The organism is Ruegeria sp. CDSC085, from assembly GCF_059610465.1.
The window spans coordinates 658,817-676,742 of record NZ_JBXWNR010000001.1 but is presented as its reverse complement, the minus strand read 5'-3'; the positions used below and the strand labels follow the sequence as shown (position 1 = coordinate 676,742).

The window sequence follows — 17,926 nt, the reverse complement described above, 5'->3', positions numbered from 1 at the left end:
GGGGCATTTTCCGCAGCAAACGGTGTCAACAGGTATCGGAGTAACGATGTTCTGATGAACTGGCTGGGGTGGTAGGATTCGAACCTACGATACACGGTACCAAAAACCGCTGCCTTACCACTTGGCTACACCCCAACGGTGAGCGGCTATCTACGATTGTTGCTGGCAGGGATCAAGAGCGTTTTGTCAAAAAAACTCACGTTGGACAGATTTTTTTCAGGGCGGTCATTTGGTGTCGATCAACACAGCTCCGGTACGGTTTCCGTCCTGCACCATTGCATGAGCGGACGCGCATTCTTCCAGTGCAAAAACCTTTTGAACAGGGCAGGTCAAAGCGCCATCAGCCAAGGCCCTGTGAAGGGTCTTCACGGCAAGGGTACGCAGATCCGACGGAAGAAGATAAATCAAAATGGTCTCAAGCGTCATGGCTTTGAACATCATCGGTCCGAACGGAAACACGGGGGTCATGTCTTGGGCAGAGCCATAGGCGTTGATGCGGCCGTTCTCGGCGATGACCACGGCGTTTGTTTGAATGTTTTGGCCGAATTCGACGTCGACGATTCGACCGATTGCTTGCCCGCCATTTGCTTCGAGAATCTCGGTCGAAAGATCTTTGCTGGCGTAATCAAGTACGATATCTGCCCCGGCTGCCTTGACCCTGTCAAAGTTGCGAGGGCTGGCGGTCGCAATCACACGCGCGCCTGCCCATTTGGCAAGTTGAACAGCCAGAAAGCCGACGGTGCCCGCGCCACCGTGTATCAAGATCGTACGCCCTTCGGGGCAGCCGCCTGAAAACACCGCATGGCTGGCGGTGAGACCGGGGATGCCCAGAATCGCACCGGTCTGTAACGACACTGTATCCGGCAGAGCGACGGCCTGCGCATCGGGAAGAGTGATGTGGCTGGCGGCAGTGCCAAACGGGCGTTGCCATTGCCCGTTCCAGATCCACACGCGTTGACCGATCCGAGATGCGGATACTCCATCGCCTACGGCCGAGATCACACCGGCGCCGTCACTGTGCGGGATGATCAGGGGGAACGGCGGCTCTGTCACGCCCGGTCTGGTCCCAGCGCGGGCTTTGACGTCGGAAGGGTTCACTCCGGAAAAGGACAGCTCTACCGTGACCTCGCCCGGACCCGGCCGGACCGGAGGGAGGTCCTGTATCCGCAGGACATCAGCCGGGTCTCCGAAGGTGGAATATGTAACTGCGCGCATGATCGTCTCCGTTTTGGTCGAGTTTCACAGCATATCGGCGGGAAACTCAAACACCTTGTCACGAGTCCGCGATGAGGGGGAGTTCAGCCCAGTGGTTATTCGCGAATCTCGGACGGGTCGACACCCCAAAGGTTCGATTTCAATGTCCAACCCCGATACCCGCCGGCGGTGATCCGGCACCAGTCCAGCGAACAGGTTCCCAGCCGGGCCACTACCCCGGATTCGAAATGCGCATTCACGGGCGAGGTCGGATCAGGTCGGGCATAGACAGGTAGCATTTCGGCTTCAACCAGCACTGTCCGAACGCCCGACAGCAAAGCGTAGTGAACCCAGCCTCCAGCGCCGTCGCGGTCCTGAACCCTTCGCCAATTGCCGTATTCGGCAGTAACCTGCAGCGGCATGCCGCGTCGTTTGAACACCCAGTCGATTCGGTGTGTCAAAGAAGGTCCGCGTCGAACGTTGCCTTCGGCCGCTTTCATCGAGACATAACGGGGTAGGGGCAGGTTGGTGACTGATCCACGTTTCACGTCGGCATGAGCAGCCCACGCGCCGAGCATGACCAGAAATACGGATAATCCCGCCAGACAACGGCGTTTTACCGGTCGAATACCACTCACTGACTGCCTGCTCTTATGCCTGTTGATCCGGTTCCGAAAAAAGGTCGACTCAATGCCAAAGGGGTTCTTGTGCCCCGCCTTTTCCTGCGCCACGATGCCATGGCGCGCGTCCGTTTGCAAAGCAGTGGGAGGGCCGAGGTGCCAAGAGAACGTTTGAGTGTTGTCGTTACGCGACGGTTGCCCGAAGCGGTCGAAACACGTTTGAGCGAGTTATTTGACGTGCGCTTGCGCGACGATGACACTCCGATGACACGCGAGGAACTGGTGGCCGCAGTGCAAGACGCCGATGTGCTGGTGCCTACGGTAACTGATGCGATTGATAGCGGTCTACTGGGGCAGGCGGGCGAAAAGCTGAAGCTCATTGCCAATTACGGGGCTGGTGTCGACAATATTGATGTGTCCACAGCGCGTCAGCGCGGTATTCTGGTGTCGAACACGCCGGGCGTGCTGACTGATGACACCGCCGACATGACGATGGCCCTGATCCTGGCAGTTACCAGACGCATTCCCGAAGGTCTGAGTGTGATGCAGCAAGGAGATTGGTCCGGCTGGGCACCCACCGCTTTTCTGGGAGGTCGTATCGGAGGTCGCCGTCTGGGTATTCTGGGCATGGGACGGATCGGGCAGGCAGTAGCGCGGCGTGCAAACGCGTTTGGAATGCAGGTCCACTATCACAACCGTCGCAGGCTGCGCCCAGAGACTGAGCAGGAACTGGAGGCAACCTATTGGGAAAGCCTGGATCAGATGGTCGCGCGGATGGACGTGATCTCGGTCAATTGCCCCTCAACGCCGTCGACTTTCCATCTGATGAACGCACGTCGTCTGAAACTGATGAAACCCTCGGCAGTGATCGTAAACACGTCACGTGGCGAAGTCGTGGATGAAAATGCCCTGACCCGGATGATCCGTGCAGGTGAAATTGCGGGGGCGGGGCTGGATGTCTACGAACAGGGCACTGACGTGAACCCGCGCCTGCGGCAGCTGCCCAATGTGGTTCTGTTGCCTCATATGGGATCGGCAACGCTGGAGGGCCGGGTGGAGATGGGCGAGAAGGTCATTATCAACATCAAGACTTTCGAAGACGGCCACCGCCCGCCGGATCAGGTTGTGCCGGCGATGCTGTAGCACTCCGGAAAGGAGCAGGAATGGACGTTTATGAAGGAGGATGCCGATGTGGAAATCTGCGCATCAAAGCTTCAGGTCGTCCTCTCAGGGTCGGGATTTGTCACTGTCTGGATTGTCGCAAGCATCATGGCGCTTTGTTCTATGCGGCGGCCGTTTTCCCGGATGACAGAATTGAGGTTTCCGGCGAAGCGCGCGGCTATGTTGACAGGTTCTTTTGCCCTGGCTGCGGCTCTCCGGTCTTTGCGCGCAGCGGAGCTGAAGTGGAAGTGCATCTTGGGTGCCTTGATGCGCCAGACCAGTTGACGCCAACTTATGAAAGCTGGGTCACCCGGCGTGAAGCGTGGTTGCCTGATTTCTGTGGAATGACCCGCTTTGACCAGGGTCGATTGGCAGACGGCGTAAAGGCTTAACTCATGTGGCGGAAGTCTGCCGTGTGTTGATGCCCGTGCAGCTTATCCTTGTTCAGAGTGTGTTCGGCGTACAGTTTTGATAATTAAGGATGTATTGGAGGATTTGATCAGATGAGACTTGTTTCAGTTCTACTTCTTTCTGCATTGTGTTGTGCAACTCAGGGGTACGCTCAGGAAGCGGCCGATGCCGTTGCGCCGGAAACGGCCACGGAAGGGCAGGTGCAGGCCATGACAGAGGAGGTCATCGCCGCGCTCGAGGCCAAGCTGGATGGTGTTCCGGTCACGTCTGAGACTTGGATGATTGCCGCAGCCAACCCGCTGGCCGTGGAAGCCGGAGCCAGAGTATTGCGCGCAGGTGGGTCCGCCGCAGACGCAATGGTAGCGGTGCAGGTCGTGCTGGGCCTGGTCGAGCCTCAATCCTCGGGCTTGGGCGGTGGTGCGTTTCTGGTCTGGTACGACGCAGCGACCGGGCAGATGACAACCCTGGACGGGCGTGAAACCGCACCGCTTGCGGCCACACCGACTCTGTTTCAAGACGAAAACGGAGAGCCGCTGAAGTTCTTCGACGCAGTTGTTGGTGGGCTGTCCGTGGGTACTCCGGGCACACCTGCTTTGCTGGAAGAGGCGCATCGCCGCTGGGGCCGTTCTGCGTGGCCGGGATTGTTTGCCGATGGAATCCGGTTGGCGGACGAAGGGTTCCTGGTGTCCCCACGTCTGGCCAGCCTTGTCGAAAACGATGCCGAGCGCCTGTCGCACTTCCCGGAAACCGCCGAATACTTCCTGCCGGGAGGCGAACCGTTGCAGCAGGGGCAGCGCCTGATGAACCCAGCTTATGCCGAAACACTGCGTGTGTTGGCCAGTGACGGGGCGGCTGGATTCTACGGAGGTGAGATTGCAGCAGATATCGTGCGCACGGTTCGCAACGCTCCCGGCAATCCCGGTGTTCTGTCCGGTGCGGATCTTGCGCTGTATCAGGTGATTGAACGCGAGCCGGTTTGCGCAGAATACCGTGCCTATGAAGTCTGCGGCATGGGCCCGCCGTCGTCGGGTGCGTTGACCGTGGGGCAAATTCTGGGGATGCTGAACAGCTATGATCTGGCGGCCATGGGCTCGGAAAGCGCCGAAGCGTGGCGGCTGATCGGAGACGCTTCGCGTCTCGCCTTTGCGGACCGGGGCCGCTACATGGCCGACAGCGATTTCGTACCCATGCCGACCAGCGGGCTGGTCGATCCGGCGTACCTGTCGCAACGTGCTGAATTGCTGGACTCCGAAGGCGCTTTGGCAGAGGTCGGACCGGGGCAACCAGAATTCGATCACGCGCTAAACTGGGCGGATGATGTATCGCTGGAATTGCCCTCGACCTCGCATATCTCGATCGTGGACGGCTATGGCAACGTGCTGTCGATGACCACGACCATCGAGAACGGCTTTGGTTCACGCCTGATGACAAACGGGTTCCTTCTGAACAACGAACTGACGGATTTTTCGTTCAAGACCCACAGTAACGGCGTGCCGATTGCCAACCGGCTGGAGCCCGGAAAACGTCCGCGTTCGTCCATGAGCCCGACCATCGTGATGCAGGATGGCGCGCCGGTTTTGGCTATTGGTTCTCCGGGTGGCAGTCGGATCATCGGCTATGTGGCCAAGTCGATCATCGCCTGGGTCGACTGGGGGATGGATGTGCAACAAGCCGTGTCACTGCCGCATATGGTCAATCGTTTCGGGACTTACGACGTCGAGGCCGGGACCTCTGCAGAAGGCTTTTCTGACGGGCTGACCGAGCTTGGCTTCGAGGTAAATCCGCGTGACCTGACATCTGGCCTTCACGCCATCGAAATTGGCGGCGGGCTGAGCGGTGGTGCCGACCCGCGCCGCGAAGGTATTGCGCTGGGCGAATAGGCCCTCGGTATTTGTGGGGATTGCCCGCACTTAGTGGGCCAATTAGTCATAGACTGAAAGGCCCGCGATGTGTTGGGGCAAGGGAGGATGACGATGGTGCAGGCGACCGCTTTGCCTCGGAATGAAACAGGTATCGAAACCGTCATAGGCGTTCTGAAACAACGCTTTGGCGACAGGCTGCAAACTGGTGCCGCAATCCGGGAACAGCACGGGCACACCACGACCTGGATCGAAAACCAGAGCCCGGATGCTGTGGTCTTCCCGCATACAACGCAGGAGGTTTCGGAAATCGTCAAAACCTGCGCCGCGCACAGGGTACCGGTGATCCCCTTCGGCACTGGAACGTCGCTGGAAGGGCATGTGAATGCGCCAGCGGGGGGAATTTCGGTCGATCTGATGCAGATGGACAAGGTGCTGGCGGTCCACGCCGAAGATCTGGATTGCGTCGTGCAGCCCGGCGTCACGCGTGAGGCGCTGAACACCCATTTGCGGGACCAGGGTCTGTTCTTTCCGATTGACCCGGGGGCGAATGCCTCGCTGGGCGGTATGGCCGCGACCCGCGCTTCGGGCACCAATGCGGTGCGGTATGGAACGATGAGGGACAACATTCTCAGCCTTGAGGCGGTCATGCCGGACGGCCAGATCATCCGTACCGGTCACAGGGCCAAGAAGTCATCGGCCGGGTATGATCTGGCACGTCTTTTGATTGGGGCGGAAGGTACGTTGGGGATCATCACCGAGTTGACTCTGCGGTTGCAGGGCATCCCCGAAGCGATCAGCTCGGCCAGGTGTTCTTTTCCATCGGTCGATGCAGCGTGTCGTGCTGTGATGATGACCATTCAGTATGGCATTCCGGTCGCCCGAATAGAGTTGCTGGATGAAATGTCGGTTCAGGCGGCAAACGCCTATTCCGGGCTATGCCTGCCGGAAACGCCGTTGTTGCTGCTTGAATTCCATGGCTCTGAAAGCGGTGCAGCGGAACAGGCTGAAACCTTTGGTCAGATCGTCGAGGAGTTCGGCGGCACTGACTTTGCTGCGACCTCGACCACCGAAGAGCGGAACAAGCTTTGGCAGGCTCGGCATGATATGTATTGGGCGTGCCTGCAACTGCGCCCCGGCGCGCGTGGCATTTCCACAGATGTCTGCGTGCCGATCTCGCGCCTGGCGGAATGTGTGACCAGCACCCAACAGAAGGCATCCGATCTTGGTTTGCTCGCGCCAATGGTCGGGCATGTGGGGGATGGGAACTTCCACTCGCTTCTACTGATCGACATGGAAAATACCGAAGAAGTTGCCAAAGCCGAAGAGTTTGTCGGCTGGTTGAATGATCTGGCAATTTCAATGGAAGGCACCTGTACAGGTGAACACGGCATCGGTCAGGGCAAAATGCCTTACCTCATCAAGGAATTGGGTGCTGCCACGCAGTATATGGCGGCGATCAAGGCCGCTCTGGACCCCGAAAATATCATGAATCCCGGCAAGGTTTTGTCCGACCAATCGTAATGATTTTCGCGTTCTGGCCCGCATTGCGCCTTCAAATCGTCCACATGTTTTGGTTTCACAGACTTGATTGAGAACAGGTGGTCGACATGAGTGCAAAATATCTGGCAGGGTTTGCAGCAGTCTGTGGGGTGGTCGTTGCTGGGCTGGATTATTCTCAGCAAGCCAAGGCATCCGAGACTGGGCTGGGTATCAAAGGTTATCTTGCCTCGGTATCCTCGCGTGTCGGAATTTCGGACAGATGGTTCGAAGCAGAAGTTCAACCTGTACAGCCAGAGGAACCTGCGGCTAAGACGCCGTCAGAGGACACTCGGAAGCTCGTCTGCACCACGATCGGGACAAGCAAGCGCTGTCGCTCCAGCGGTTGAGATCAGGGGTTTCATGCCTGATCTTCGATCCGCTTTCGATGTTCGGGTCGTTTTTTTCATATCACTGGTCGGATGAATGTCGCGCGATCCCCCTCAAGTGCGCCATATGGTGTCAACTGATTTCAAGGGGAGACGCCCGGTTATGAAAACCCAAGTCAAAGCATTGGTCGTTGGCGGCGGCGCCGTTGGGACCTCGATTGCCTATCATCTGGCCAAAGCGGGCTGGGATGATGTGATGTTGATCGAACGGGACGAGCTGACGTCCGGGTCCACTTGGCACGCGGCTGGTCTGCTGCCACTGTTCAACATGTCCTATGCGACAACTCACATCCACAAGTACTCGGTCGACTTCTACAAGACGCTGGAAGAAGAAACCGGGCTGAATGCGGGTTTTGCCGTTGTCGGCAACCTGCGCATGGCACAGACGCAAGAGCGCATGGATGAGTATATGCTCTACGCCTCGACAGCGGAGACCTGCGATGTCGTGTACGAATGGCTGACCCCCGACCAGATCAAGGAGCGTTGGCCCCTGATCGAGACATCGGATCTGAAGGGTGCGATCTATCACACCGAGGACGGCTACATTAACCCGGCTGACGTGACTCAGGCGATGGCCAAGGGGGCCCGTCAGCGTGGTGTAGAGATCGTGCGCAAGATGCAGGCGGATGCCTTCCACTGGAATGGCACCCATTGGGAAGTCACCTGCACCAAGATGGTGGAAAAAGGCGGCAATCTTGTCGAGAGCGATGAGAAGGTCGTGATTACTGCCGAGCATGTCGTCACTGCATCGGGCAACCACGCACAGCGCACCGCCAAGATGCTGGGCATCAAGATGTCGGCGATCCCGGTCGAGCATACGTTCATCGTCATGGACAAAGACCCGGAATTGGTCAAATGGCGTGAAGCGGGCAACCCCGAACACCCCGTTGTGCGCGATGCGGACAACGAATCCTATGCGCGTGAAGAGCGCGGTGGCTGGATTCTGGGTATCTATGAACACGGCGCCCCCGCGCGGTTTGAACACGGTGTGCCGGACAGCTTCCGCGCAGACCTGTTCCCGCTGGATCTGGATCGGATTGCGGATCAGTACATGGCCATGGCCGAGCGTGTGCCGTCCTGCGCCGAATCCGGCCTGAAGGACGATTTCAACGGCCCGATCTGCTATACGCCTGACGGCAACCCGCTGGTTGGTCCTGCGCCGGGTCTGCGCAATATGTGGTTGGCAGAAGGTTTCAGCTTCGGTATCACCGCCGCCGGCGGCACCGGCTATTATCTGGCGCAGTTGATGGTCGATGGCGAAGCCGAGATCGACATGGCCTCGCTGGACCCCAAACGCTACAGCAGCAACTGGATGACCACCGAGTTCGCGGCCTGCAAGAACGAAGAGTGCTATGAGCACGTCTATATCCTGCACCATCCGGACGAAGAACGTGAAGCCTGCCGTCCGCTGCGAACAGTTCCGGCCTACGATCGTCAGAAAGCGCGCGGCGCTCAGTTTGGATGGGTCAACGGCTGGGAACGTCCGAACTATTTCGGCCCCGTCGATGCAGCTGACAAATTCGACAAGGAAAGCCGCTCGTTCCGCCGTGGAGGCTGGTGGCAGTACGCTGTCGAAGAAGCCAAAGCGATCCGCGAAGGCGTCGGCCTGATCGACGCGTCGGCCTTCACCAAACATGTCGTCAAAGGCCCCGGTGCGACCCAGTTCCTCGATTGGTTCACCTGCAACAAGTTGCCGAAGGTCGGTCGGATCAACCTGACCTACGCGCTGACGTCGCACGGTACCACCCGCACCGAATACACCATCGTCCGCAATGGCGAGAACAACTACTACATCGTCTCTGCCGGTGCCTGGACCGAGTATGACGCCGACTACCTCCGCAAGGCGGCCGAGGACAAGATGGAGGAGTTCGGTTACATCGAAATCCAGGACGTGACCACGCAATGGGGCGTCTTCGCCATCGCCGGACCCAAGTCGCGCGACGTTCTGAACGAGGTCATCAAAGACGCCGATCCGGAAACCGCGCTGTCCAACAAGCGTTTCCCGTGGCTGTCGGCCCGTCAGATCGAACTGGGCATGTGCCCGGTCAACGCGATCCGCGTGGCCTATACCGGCGAACTGGGCTGGGAGCTGCACCACCCGATCGAGATGCAGAACTACCTGTTCGACCTGCTTGAAAAAGCCGGTGAGAAGCACGGCATGAAGCTGGTCGGTGCGCGCGCCCAGAACTGGCTGCGGCAGGAGAAATCCTATCGCGCCTTCGGCACCGAACTGGGCCGCGATGCGACCCCGCTGGAAGCCGACCTGCCGCGCTTTGTCGATTTGTCGAAAGACTTCTACGGCAAGGCCAAGCTGGAAGAGACCGGCGTGCGCGTGAAGTGCTGTACCCTGCTGATCGACGGCCCGGAGGATGCCGACCCATGGGGCCGCGAGGCACTGTACACACCGGAAGGCGAGCGTGTGGGTCGATTGACCTCGGGCGGTTACTCCGTGGCATTCGAGAAGTCCATCGGCATGGGTTATGTAAAGCCCGAGCTGGCAGTCGAAGGCAAAAAGCTGAAGGTCAAAATGCAGGACAAGCTTTGGGATGCGGTTGTAACCTGCGACAGCCCTTACGATCCTAAAAACGAAACCATCCGCAAGGACGGGTGATCGAAGAAAGGCCCTGGAAACCTCCGGGGCCTTTTCTTTTTGTCATGTTGAGAGTTCGTCGAAGCATTCCAGCGCCTTGGCCGCGTACATCATGGCTGGGCCGCCACCCATCTGGATAGCCATGGCCAACACGTCGGACACTTCCTCTCGTGTCGCACCTGCCTTGATCAAAGCTTCGGTATGCAGGGTGATACAGGGTTCGCAGCGCAGGCTGACCGACATGCCTAACGCAATGAGTTCCTTGGTTTTGTAGTCGAGTGTACCGCCCTCTTTGACGGCTTTGCCAAGCGCTCCGAATGCGCGCGTCGTGTCGGGGATAGAACCGTTCAGGTTTCGCAAACTCTTTCGTGTTGCCGAGAGTTTTTCTTGCCATGCCATTTCTGAGTGCCCTTCTTCATATTTCGCAACCGGAATATGAAGTTGGGTACAGCTGTTTGACTTTGATCTCGATCAGACGACAGGGCGCTCGGCAATGAATGCAAGGTTGTTGGCAGGCATCTCGACCGTAGCCAGCATGTGCAGACCGACGTTTTTGAACAAATTCAGAATGTCCCCGTCGTTTTTGTAGCCGATTTCGGGGTCTTGTTGAAACAAAGCCGCATGAAAGCGGACATCCCCGTCACTGGTGAGTTGGCCCGAGCGTTTGAATGGGCCGTACAAGATGAACCGCCCCTTTGGTGACAGCGATTGGGCGACTTCTGAAACGATGGTTCTGGTTTCCTGCCAACTGATCAAGTGAATCAAGTTGATTAGAACGATCAGATCCTTGCCGTAAATCCGCCTGTGCCAGCCTGAATTCGCTGCATCCAGTTCTACGACCTGCGCGACATTGGGCGAGTTGCGGGTATAGGCGTCGATACTCACGCGCCGCTCAGTGTCAACTTCCGAAGGCTGCCAGGTCAGCCCGGGCAGCACTTCGGCGAAGGCACTGACATGCTGACCTGTCCCGCTTGCGATTTCCAATGCCTGGCCTTGGGACGGGCCCCATTCTTGCAGCAATGCACACAGGGCCTCCGTGTTTCGGGATGCTGCCGGGGCCACCAGCTTGCCATCTTCAGACGCATTGGCGACGCTTGCAGAAGAGGGGAGGCTGCGTTTGATCATCGTTTCAACCTGTCAGGGGTCAACATGCCTACTATGTCAGGTTCCAGCTCGGGTGTGTTTCCAACAACAAGATCGCACAACAGTTGCGAGGCCGCCGGTGAGGTTTGAAAACCATACCCGCCCTGGCCGCCACTCCAGACAAACGAAGGGTCCAGTGGGTCGCGCCCAAGCACCAAGGTCCCGTCAGGGGCAAAACTGCGCAAACCTGCCCAATTCGTTTCAACCCTTGTGACCGGCTCGGTCATCAACTCTTCATACCGCGCCAGACCCTCTGCCAACACCATATCATCTGCATAGGCATCCTGCGGCGGAACCGGATCGGCTTCGGAGGGAGAGACCAGAAGCTTGCCCGCATCCGGTTTGGCGTACCATGTCTCGCCAGCGCCCAGCATCATGGGCCAGACAGAAACGTCATGCCCTCCGGGGGCGGGCAGACGCGCCATCGACCGACGGCGAGGTGTGATGCCGATACCAGGCAGCCCTGCAAGCTGTGCAACCTCATCCACCCAGGCACCGGCTGCGTTGACCAGAGTGCGGGCGTCAAAGATCTCATTGGCCTCAACCACCCAGTGCTTTTCTTTTCGAATGCCGGTGACTTTGCTTTTCGTCGAAACCGTTCCTCCGTTTTGCCGGATGGTCCGGGCGAAATCCTGCAACAGGCGATCTGTATCGATGTCAAAGGCCGCTTCGCTGATGGCTGCAAACCCGACTTTGTCCGGGTTCAGGATCGGAACGCGCGATATGGCCTGATCCATCGTTATCTTCACCATGTTCAGATCGGCGCGATCGGCTTCAAAAATGTCGGGTTGTTCAACCGCTCCGACCAGCATCAAACCCCGCGGGGTCAGGTACCCGCCATTCTGTGTGCGCAAGAAGGCGGCCCCCGCTTTGTTCAGGGCGACGACCGAGGGAGGCCCATAGCTTTCTTCGAACAACGCCGCCGACCGGCCCGATGCGTGATAGCCCAGGGCGTCTTCGGCTTCGAGAACCACCACAGTTCCATGTTTCGACAGGCGCGCACCCGCACTGAGCCCGGCAATTCCGCCGCCGATGATAAGGAAATCAATCATGATTTGCGATCCGTTCGAGACAGATATGCAATGGGTTTCTTGAATTTCATGCTGACCCTAAAGCTCCTCATTCGCCACGCGTTTGGGTTTTCAAACTATAAGCAGCCTTGAAATTGTGCTTCAACCCGGTCAAAGAAGTATCAAAATAAACAGGAGGGTAAGGTGACCGCAGCAGACCTTCATCCAATGGCCACAGGGCATATTCCCGGATACGTTGTCGCAGCTGACGGAAGCGATTACCTTTTCTCCGCCATGGTCGTTTTTTTCGTCGTTCTGGTGGTGTTGATCGGTGTCGGATACCTGACACTTCATTCAGTTCCTGAAAAAATGGCCCACGAAAACAATCACCCGCAATTCCAATTGGTGGGTATTCTGGCGCTGCTGGCACTGTTCACACATAATGGGCTTTTCTGGGTTGCCGCTATATTGGTCGCAGGGTTCCAGTTTCCGGATTTTGCCACCCCGCTTAGAAATATTGCCGATGCCATTCGTTCTCTTGGTCAATCTCCTGTTCCGGAACCGGTGCCTGAAACAACGGTACCGGTATCGCCGGATTCCGAAGCCAGCGATGCGCAGGAGCAAACCACATGATCGAGACCATGCTCTGCGCCCTGATAACGGTGCTGCCCGACTATCTGTTTCGCCGGTTCGTTCAGGGTAAGCGGATCGGTCACGAGATTACCTTGTTTACCATGTGGTACGAACTGCGGTGGGGGTTGACCACCTGTGCAATTCTGGCGCTGACCGTGATCACCACGCTGTTTTATTTTCATCCAGCCAGTAAAACCGCGGCGTCCTATTTCCGGACAGTGACCATTCTGCCGCAATTGGGTGGCCGTGTTTCCGAGGTTTTTGTCAAGAACAACGAGCTAGTAACCGCTGGGCAACCGATTTTCCGGATCGAGGATTTTAGTCAGACCGCACAGGTTCAGGCGGCAAATGCGCAGATTGCACAGGTGCAGGCCTCACTTAAGGTTGCGGAAACCGACTTGGCCGAGGCCGAAGCTGGAATTGCCGGTGCCAAGGCAGCGCTTGCGCAGTCTCTGGAGGATCTTGAGCGCAACACAACCCTGCGTGACGAAGGTTCAAGCGCGGTAAGGTTGGCCGAGATTGAGAGGCTGGAAAACCTTGTTGCCCAGCGAGAGGCCCAGGTTCTTGCAGCGGAATCCAAACGTGCTGCGGTTGAGCAGCAGATTGAAGAACTGATCCCCGCGCAGCTGGCAAGTGCCATTGCGCAACTGGATGCTGCGCAGACCGAATTGGACAAAACCGTAATCATCGCGGGCGTCACGGGGCGGGTCGAACAGTTCGGCCTGCAGGTCGGTGACTACGTAAGCCCGTTGTTGCGACCTGCTGGTATTCTAGTGCCATCGCATACCGGACATGACCGCTTTCAGGCCGCTTTCAGCCAGCTGTCTGCTCAGGTGATAAAGCCGGGCATGATTGGCGAATTGGGCTGCATGACCATGCCATTCACCGTGATCCCTACTGTGGTGGTCGAGGTGCAGGATGTCATTCCTTCCGGCCAGATCCGTCCATCGGATGAATTGCGGGACGTGCAGACCAACAGCAATCCCGGCTCGATTCTGGTTTATATGGAGCCGCTATACAAAGGTATGGCCGATGACATTCCACCGGGCAGCAATTGTCTGGCCAATGTCTACACAGACAACCACGAGCGGTTGGAGCACGGGGATCTGGGCTTTTGGGAGGCGGCTTTCCTGCATGTGGTCGACACGATCGGAGTAGTGCATGCGGCCGGTCTGCGTTTGCGTCTGATCCTGATGCCTGTCAACACACTGGTGCTGACCGGGCACTGATCTGGTACAGGCTGCGCAGTTTTAAAGGGCCCGGCAGAAACTCACTGCCGGGCCCTTGGTTTTACAGAGCTGCCTTGAACAGCTGCGTCAGGTTGTCTTTCGTCAACTCAATCGGGTTTCCGCCGCATGAAGGATCGACGATCGCCCCTTCGACAAGCTCTGCGATTGAGGCTTCGGTCACACCCAGGTCGGACAGAGTGCGGGGGATGCCAAGGCTGTCGTTGAAATCCTGCACGAAGGCGCGGAACCCATCGAAGCCACCGTCGATGTCCAGATATGCCGCGGCTTGCTGGAACCGGTCTGCAATGGCCGGGGCGTTGAAGTCCAGAACAGCGGGCATGCAGACTGCGTTTGTGGTTCCGTGATGGGTGTTGAATACCGCACCAATTGGGTGGCTCATCGCGTGGATCGCGCCAAGGCCCTTCTGGAATGCCGTTGCGCCCATGGCAGCGGCGCTCATCATCTGGGCACGGGCTTCGATATCGGTACCGTCAGCATAAGCGCGTGGCAAGTACTCCTTCACCAGTCGCATACCTTCCAGCGCGATGCCCTGGCTCATTGGGTGATAATGCGGGCTCGAGAAGGCTTCGACGCAATGCGCGAAGGCGTCCAGGCCTGTTCCTGCCGTAATGAACTTGGGCATTCCGACGGTCAGATCCGGGTCGCAAATCACAACGGTGGGCAGAACCTTGGGATGAAAGATGATCTTCTTGGCATGGGTCTCGGAATTGGTGATGACGCTTGCGCGGCCCACTTCCGACCCTGTCCCTGCGGTGGTCGGAACCGCAATGATTGGCGCGATAACGTCAGCATCGGCACGGGTCCACCAGTCGCCTATATCCTCAAAATCCCAAACGGGGCGGGTCTGACCCGCCATGAATGCGACCATCTTGCCCAGATCCAGCCCGGAGCCGCCGCCAAAGGCGATCACCCCGTCATGGCCACCCGCGTTGTAGGCCGCAACTCCGGCCTCGAGGTTCTTCTCGTTCGGGTTGGGGTCCACATCGCTGAACACCCCACGGCCCAGGCCGGCGGCGTCCATGATATCCAGTGTCGCGTTGGTGATGGGCAGATCGGCCAGCCCCTTGTCCGTGACCAGCAATGGCTTCTTCATTCCGGCGACGGCGCAGGCTTCGGGTAATTCCCTGATGCGCCCGGCTCCGAATTTGATGGCGGTCGGATAGGACCAGTTTCCAACAAGTGTCATGTCAGGTTTCCTTTGCAAAATAAGGCCTGCTTCGGCGAGGGGGTGGGTCCGAAGCAGGCCGTCGTCCTTAGCCCGTTACCTTTTTGAGGTGGTAGGATTTGGGACGTGTCAGGTTGTGATATCCGATCACGGACAGACCGCCGCCGCGCCCTGTATTCTTGCAGCCCGTCCAGCACAGGCCGGGGTCCAGATAGTCGGCGCGGTTCATGAACACAGTGCCCGTTTCAATCCGGTCACCAACCCGCGCCGCACGATCCACATCACGGGTCCACAGGCTGGCGGTCAGGCCAAACTCACTGTCATTCATCAATGCGATGGCCTCTTCGTCGGATGACACTTTCATGATGCCCACCACGGGCCCAAAGCTCTCGTCCCGCATCACGCGCATGTCATGGGTGACATTGGTCAGGATTTGCGGTGTCAGATACGCGCCACCATCGTCTTCAGCGAAGGTGTCGATATGCGCGACCGCGCCGGATGCAACCGCCTCGGCGATCTGTGCTCGCACCTCATCGGCAAAACGCACATTGGCCATCGGGCCAATCGTTGTCTCGGCACCCAGCGGGTTGCCCAGTTTGTACCCCTTCACGATGTCCACCGCCTTGGCGACAAAGTCATCATAGAGGCTTTCGTGGACATAGATCCGCTCAATACCACAACAACACTGGCCCGAATTGAACATCGCACCGTCAATCAGCGTGTCGACTGCGGCATCCAGATCGGCGTCGTCCATGACATAGCCGGGATCCTTGCCGCCCAGCTCGGTGCCGACGCCGGTAAATGTGCCCGCCGCGGCACGTTCCATCGCCTGGCCGCCGCCGACCGAACCGGTGAAGTTCACAAAATCAAACGCGTTACCCGCAATCAGGTCGTTCGTAACATCGTGGTTCAGAAAGACGTTCTGGAACACGTCCTCGGGCACACCCGCGGAATGGAACGCCCTTGCCATGCGCTCGCCCACCAGCAAGGTCTGGGTGGCGTGTTTCAGGACGACCGTGTTGCCCGCGATAAGCGCCGGTGCGACCGTGTTGATCGCCGTCATGTAAGGATAGTTCCAGGGCGCCACCACAAAGACGACCCCGTGCGGGATGCGCTTGATATAACGCTTGAACGTCTCATCCTCGCCCACAGCGATATCTGCCAGGGACGCCTCGGCAATCCTCGCCATGTGGCTTGCGCGTTCGTTGAACCCACCGAACTCACCACCATAACGCACCGGGCGACCCATCATATGGGCCAGTTCGGGCACGATCTCATCGTTCATGGCACCAATGGCGGCCACGCCAGCCATCACAAGATCAATCCGCTCCTGCAACGGACGGGTCGCCCATTCCGCCTGAGCAGCCCGAGCGCGGGCTGCGGCCCCGGAAGCGGCGTCTCGCGACAATACTTCACGTTCGGCAAAAACCGATCCGTCGATCGGCGAGACACATTTCAATATCTGCCCCATTTTCACTCCATTTCCGAAAGAAACAGGAACCCTGCTTCATCTGGCTAAAAATATCCCGGGGGCTGGGGGCAGAGCCCCCAGCACGACCCGAACTCACGCCCGCTCGAACCCGCGGGCGATTTCCCAATCCGTCACCACGCGCTCGAACTCCTCGATTTCGACCTCAGCAGCACGGGTATAGTGGTCGACGACGTCATCGCCCATGGCCGCCCGCAACATGACAGAACCATGCAGGGCATCCCGCGCCGCACGAAGGTTGCCAGGGATCATGCCAGTCTCGCCCTGATAAACGTCCCCTTGGGTGGGTGGCTGCAAGTCCAACTCCTCTTCGATGCCCGCGATCCCTGCCGCCAGCATGCCAGCCATCGCCAGATAGGGGTTCATATCTGAGCCCGGAATCCGGCACTCGACTCGCACAGCCTTGGTGCCGTCTCCGCACAGGCGGAAACCAGCGGTGCGGTTGTCCACTGACCAGATGATCCGCGTCGGCGCGAAGGTGCCTTTCATGAAGCGTTTGTAGCTGTTGATGTAGGGTGCCATGAAACAGGTATAATCCGGGGCGTATTTCAGCAGACCGGCCATGTAGTTCTTCATCAGCGCCGACATGCCCAGTTCGTCAGCGTCATCGTAAAAGGCGGGCTTGCCGTCGGCCCACAGTGACTGATGCACGTGGGATGAACTGCCCACCTTATCGTGATGCCATTTCGGCAGGAAAGTCGCCGCATGACCATGCTGCCACGCGATCTCTTTCACCGCGTTTTTGGCAATCGAGTGGTACTCGGCTGTATCCATGGCGGGCGCGTATTTGATGTTCAGCTCTTCCTGCCCAGTCTCGGCCTCACCTTTGGTGTTCTCAACCGGAATACCCGCATCCCACAGATGGTTGCGGATCGGACGCATCACATGTTCTTCCTTGGTGGTCTGCAGGATGTGATAGTCTTCGTTATAGCCCGATATCGGCGCCAGATCGCGGAACCCTTCCTTGCGGATTTGATCAAAGCTCTTTTCGAACAGGAAAAACTCAAGCTCGGTCGCCGTCATGGCGTCATAGCCCATGGCTTTCAAACGGTTGACCTGCTTTTTCAGGATTGAACGCGGTGCGTGCGGCACTTCCTCATGGGTGTGATGATCCAGCACATCACACATCACCATCACCGTGCCCTCAAGCCACGGCACCGGGCGCAGAGTGCTAAGGTCCGGCTTCATGACATAATCGCCATAGCCCCGCTCCCAACTGGTCGAGGCATAGCCATCGGGTGTCGCCATCTCCAGATCGGTGGCCAGCAGGTAGTTGCAACAATGGGTCTCTTCCCATGCGCCTGCCACGAAATGGCCCGCGTGAAATCGTTTGCCCATCAATCGGCCCTGCATGTCCACCATGCAGACCAAAACCGTGTCAACCGAACCCTCGGATACCTGCGTTTTCAGATGTTCGAACGTGAGCATGTGCCACCTTTATCTTTGCCGAGATCCATCATCGGCCATTCGTCC

General features: G+C 58.2%; 16 protein-coding genes and 1 tRNA gene. 8 read left to right on the top strand and 9 right to left on the bottom strand.

Annotated elements, in window-relative coordinates:
* Positions 1 to 60: 60 nt before the first annotated feature.
* The 3 genes from AC2FJB_RS03415 to AC2FJB_RS03405 all read right to left on the bottom strand — a co-directional run bounded on the left by AC2FJB_RS03415 (position 61) and on the right by AC2FJB_RS03405 (position 1,772).
* Positions 61 to 135: transfer RNA gene (locus tag AC2FJB_RS03415), tRNA-Gln, on the bottom strand.
* Positions 136 to 225: 90 nt separating this feature from the next.
* Positions 226 to 1,215: an NADPH:quinone reductase gene (locus tag AC2FJB_RS03410; RefSeq protein ID WP_496719168.1), complete on the bottom strand. Its 990-nt coding sequence runs from the start codon at positions 1,213 to 1,215 to the stop codon at positions 226 to 228.
* Between the two features lie 95 nt (positions 1,216 to 1,310).
* Entirely contained in the window at positions 1,311 to 1,772 is a 462-nt protein-coding gene (locus AC2FJB_RS03405) for an SH3 domain-containing protein (protein WP_117868194.1), read from the bottom strand.
* Positions 1,773 to 1,970: 198 nt separating this feature from the next.
* Here AC2FJB_RS03405 and AC2FJB_RS03400 point away from each other — a divergent pair, with 198 nt between their 5' ends.
* From AC2FJB_RS03400 to AC2FJB_RS03375, 6 genes are all read left to right on the top strand, one after another.
* Positions 1,971 to 2,957, top strand: coding sequence for a 2-hydroxyacid dehydrogenase (locus AC2FJB_RS03400; RefSeq protein ID WP_117872586.1), 987 nt, complete (start codon positions 1,971 to 1,973; stop codon positions 2,955 to 2,957).
* Positions 2,958 to 2,977: 20 nt separating this feature from the next.
* Positions 2,978 to 3,367, top strand: coding sequence for a GFA family protein (locus tag AC2FJB_RS03395; protein ID WP_299895122.1), 390 nt, complete (start codon positions 2,978 to 2,980; stop codon positions 3,365 to 3,367).
* A 111-nt stretch (positions 3,368 to 3,478) separates the two neighbouring features.
* Positions 3,479 to 5,266 carry a gamma-glutamyltransferase gene (ggt, locus tag AC2FJB_RS03390; protein WP_496719167.1) on the top strand — a complete coding sequence of 596 codons (1,788 nt, stop codon included), beginning with the start codon at positions 3,479 to 3,481 and terminating at the stop codon, positions 5,264 to 5,266.
* 93 nt (positions 5,267 to 5,359) lie between these two features.
* Positions 5,360 to 6,769: an FAD-binding oxidoreductase gene (locus AC2FJB_RS03385; RefSeq protein ID WP_299895116.1), complete on the top strand. Its 1,410-nt coding sequence runs from the start codon at positions 5,360 to 5,362 to the stop codon at positions 6,767 to 6,769.
* A gap of 86 nt (positions 6,770 to 6,855) precedes the next feature.
* Positions 6,856 to 7,134: a hypothetical protein gene (locus tag AC2FJB_RS03380; protein WP_496719166.1), complete on the top strand. Its 279-nt coding sequence runs from the start codon at positions 6,856 to 6,858 to the stop codon at positions 7,132 to 7,134.
* A gap of 142 nt (positions 7,135 to 7,276) precedes the next feature.
* Positions 7,277 to 9,784, top strand: coding sequence for a GcvT family protein (locus tag AC2FJB_RS03375; RefSeq protein WP_496719165.1), 2,508 nt, complete (start codon positions 7,277 to 7,279; stop codon positions 9,782 to 9,784).
* Positions 9,785 to 9,826: 42 nt separating this feature from the next.
* On the opposite strand, the gene AC2FJB_RS03370 is transcribed toward AC2FJB_RS03375, so the two are convergent.
* The 3 genes from AC2FJB_RS03370 to AC2FJB_RS03360 all read right to left on the bottom strand — a co-directional run bounded on the left by AC2FJB_RS03370 (position 9,827) and on the right by AC2FJB_RS03360 (position 11,958).
* The gene (locus AC2FJB_RS03370) at positions 9,827 to 10,162 is read right to left on the bottom strand and encodes a carboxymuconolactone decarboxylase family protein (protein WP_496719164.1); all 336 of its coding nucleotides are present in this window, start codon (positions 10,160 to 10,162) and stop codon (positions 9,827 to 9,829) included.
* Positions 10,163 to 10,234: 72 nt separating this feature from the next.
* Positions 10,235 to 10,888, bottom strand: a complete 654-nt coding sequence (locus AC2FJB_RS03365; protein WP_496719163.1) for a DUF938 domain-containing protein — start codon at positions 10,886 to 10,888, stop codon at positions 10,235 to 10,237.
* Positions 10,885 to 11,958, bottom strand: a complete 1,074-nt coding sequence (locus AC2FJB_RS03360; protein WP_496719162.1) for an NAD(P)/FAD-dependent oxidoreductase — start codon at positions 11,956 to 11,958, stop codon at positions 10,885 to 10,887. Before AC2FJB_RS03360 ends, AC2FJB_RS03365 begins: the two co-directional genes overlap by 4 nt.
* Before the next feature lie 162 nt (positions 11,959 to 12,120).
* On the opposite strand from AC2FJB_RS03360, the gene AC2FJB_RS03355 reads away from it, so the two are divergent.
* On the top strand, positions 12,121 to 12,549 hold the full coding sequence (locus AC2FJB_RS03355; protein WP_496719161.1) for a hypothetical protein: 429 nt from the start codon (positions 12,121 to 12,123) through the stop codon (positions 12,547 to 12,549).
* Complete coding sequence (locus AC2FJB_RS03350) at positions 12,546 to 13,778, top strand: HlyD family secretion protein (RefSeq protein WP_496719160.1); 1,233 nt, start codon at positions 12,546 to 12,548, stop codon at positions 13,776 to 13,778. Before AC2FJB_RS03355 ends, AC2FJB_RS03350 begins: the two co-directional genes overlap by 4 nt.
* Before the next feature lie 61 nt (positions 13,779 to 13,839).
* Here the strand turns inward: AC2FJB_RS03350 and AC2FJB_RS03345 are convergent, their stop codons facing one another.
* From AC2FJB_RS03345 to AC2FJB_RS03335, 3 genes are all read right to left on the bottom strand, one after another.
* Positions 13,840 to 14,985 carry an iron-containing alcohol dehydrogenase gene (locus tag AC2FJB_RS03345; RefSeq protein WP_496719159.1) on the bottom strand — a complete coding sequence of 382 codons (1,146 nt, stop codon included), beginning with the start codon at positions 14,983 to 14,985 and terminating at the stop codon, positions 13,840 to 13,842.
* A 67-nt stretch (positions 14,986 to 15,052) separates the two neighbouring features.
* Complete coding sequence (locus AC2FJB_RS03340) at positions 15,053 to 16,435, bottom strand: aldehyde dehydrogenase family protein (protein ID WP_496719158.1); 1,383 nt, start codon at positions 16,433 to 16,435, stop codon at positions 15,053 to 15,055.
* 93 nt (positions 16,436 to 16,528) lie between these two features.
* Positions 16,529 to 17,881 carry a glutamine synthetase family protein gene (locus AC2FJB_RS03335; RefSeq protein WP_299895093.1) on the bottom strand — a complete coding sequence of 451 codons (1,353 nt, stop codon included), beginning with the start codon at positions 17,879 to 17,881 and terminating at the stop codon, positions 16,529 to 16,531.
* Positions 17,882 to 17,926 lie beyond the last annotated feature (45 nt).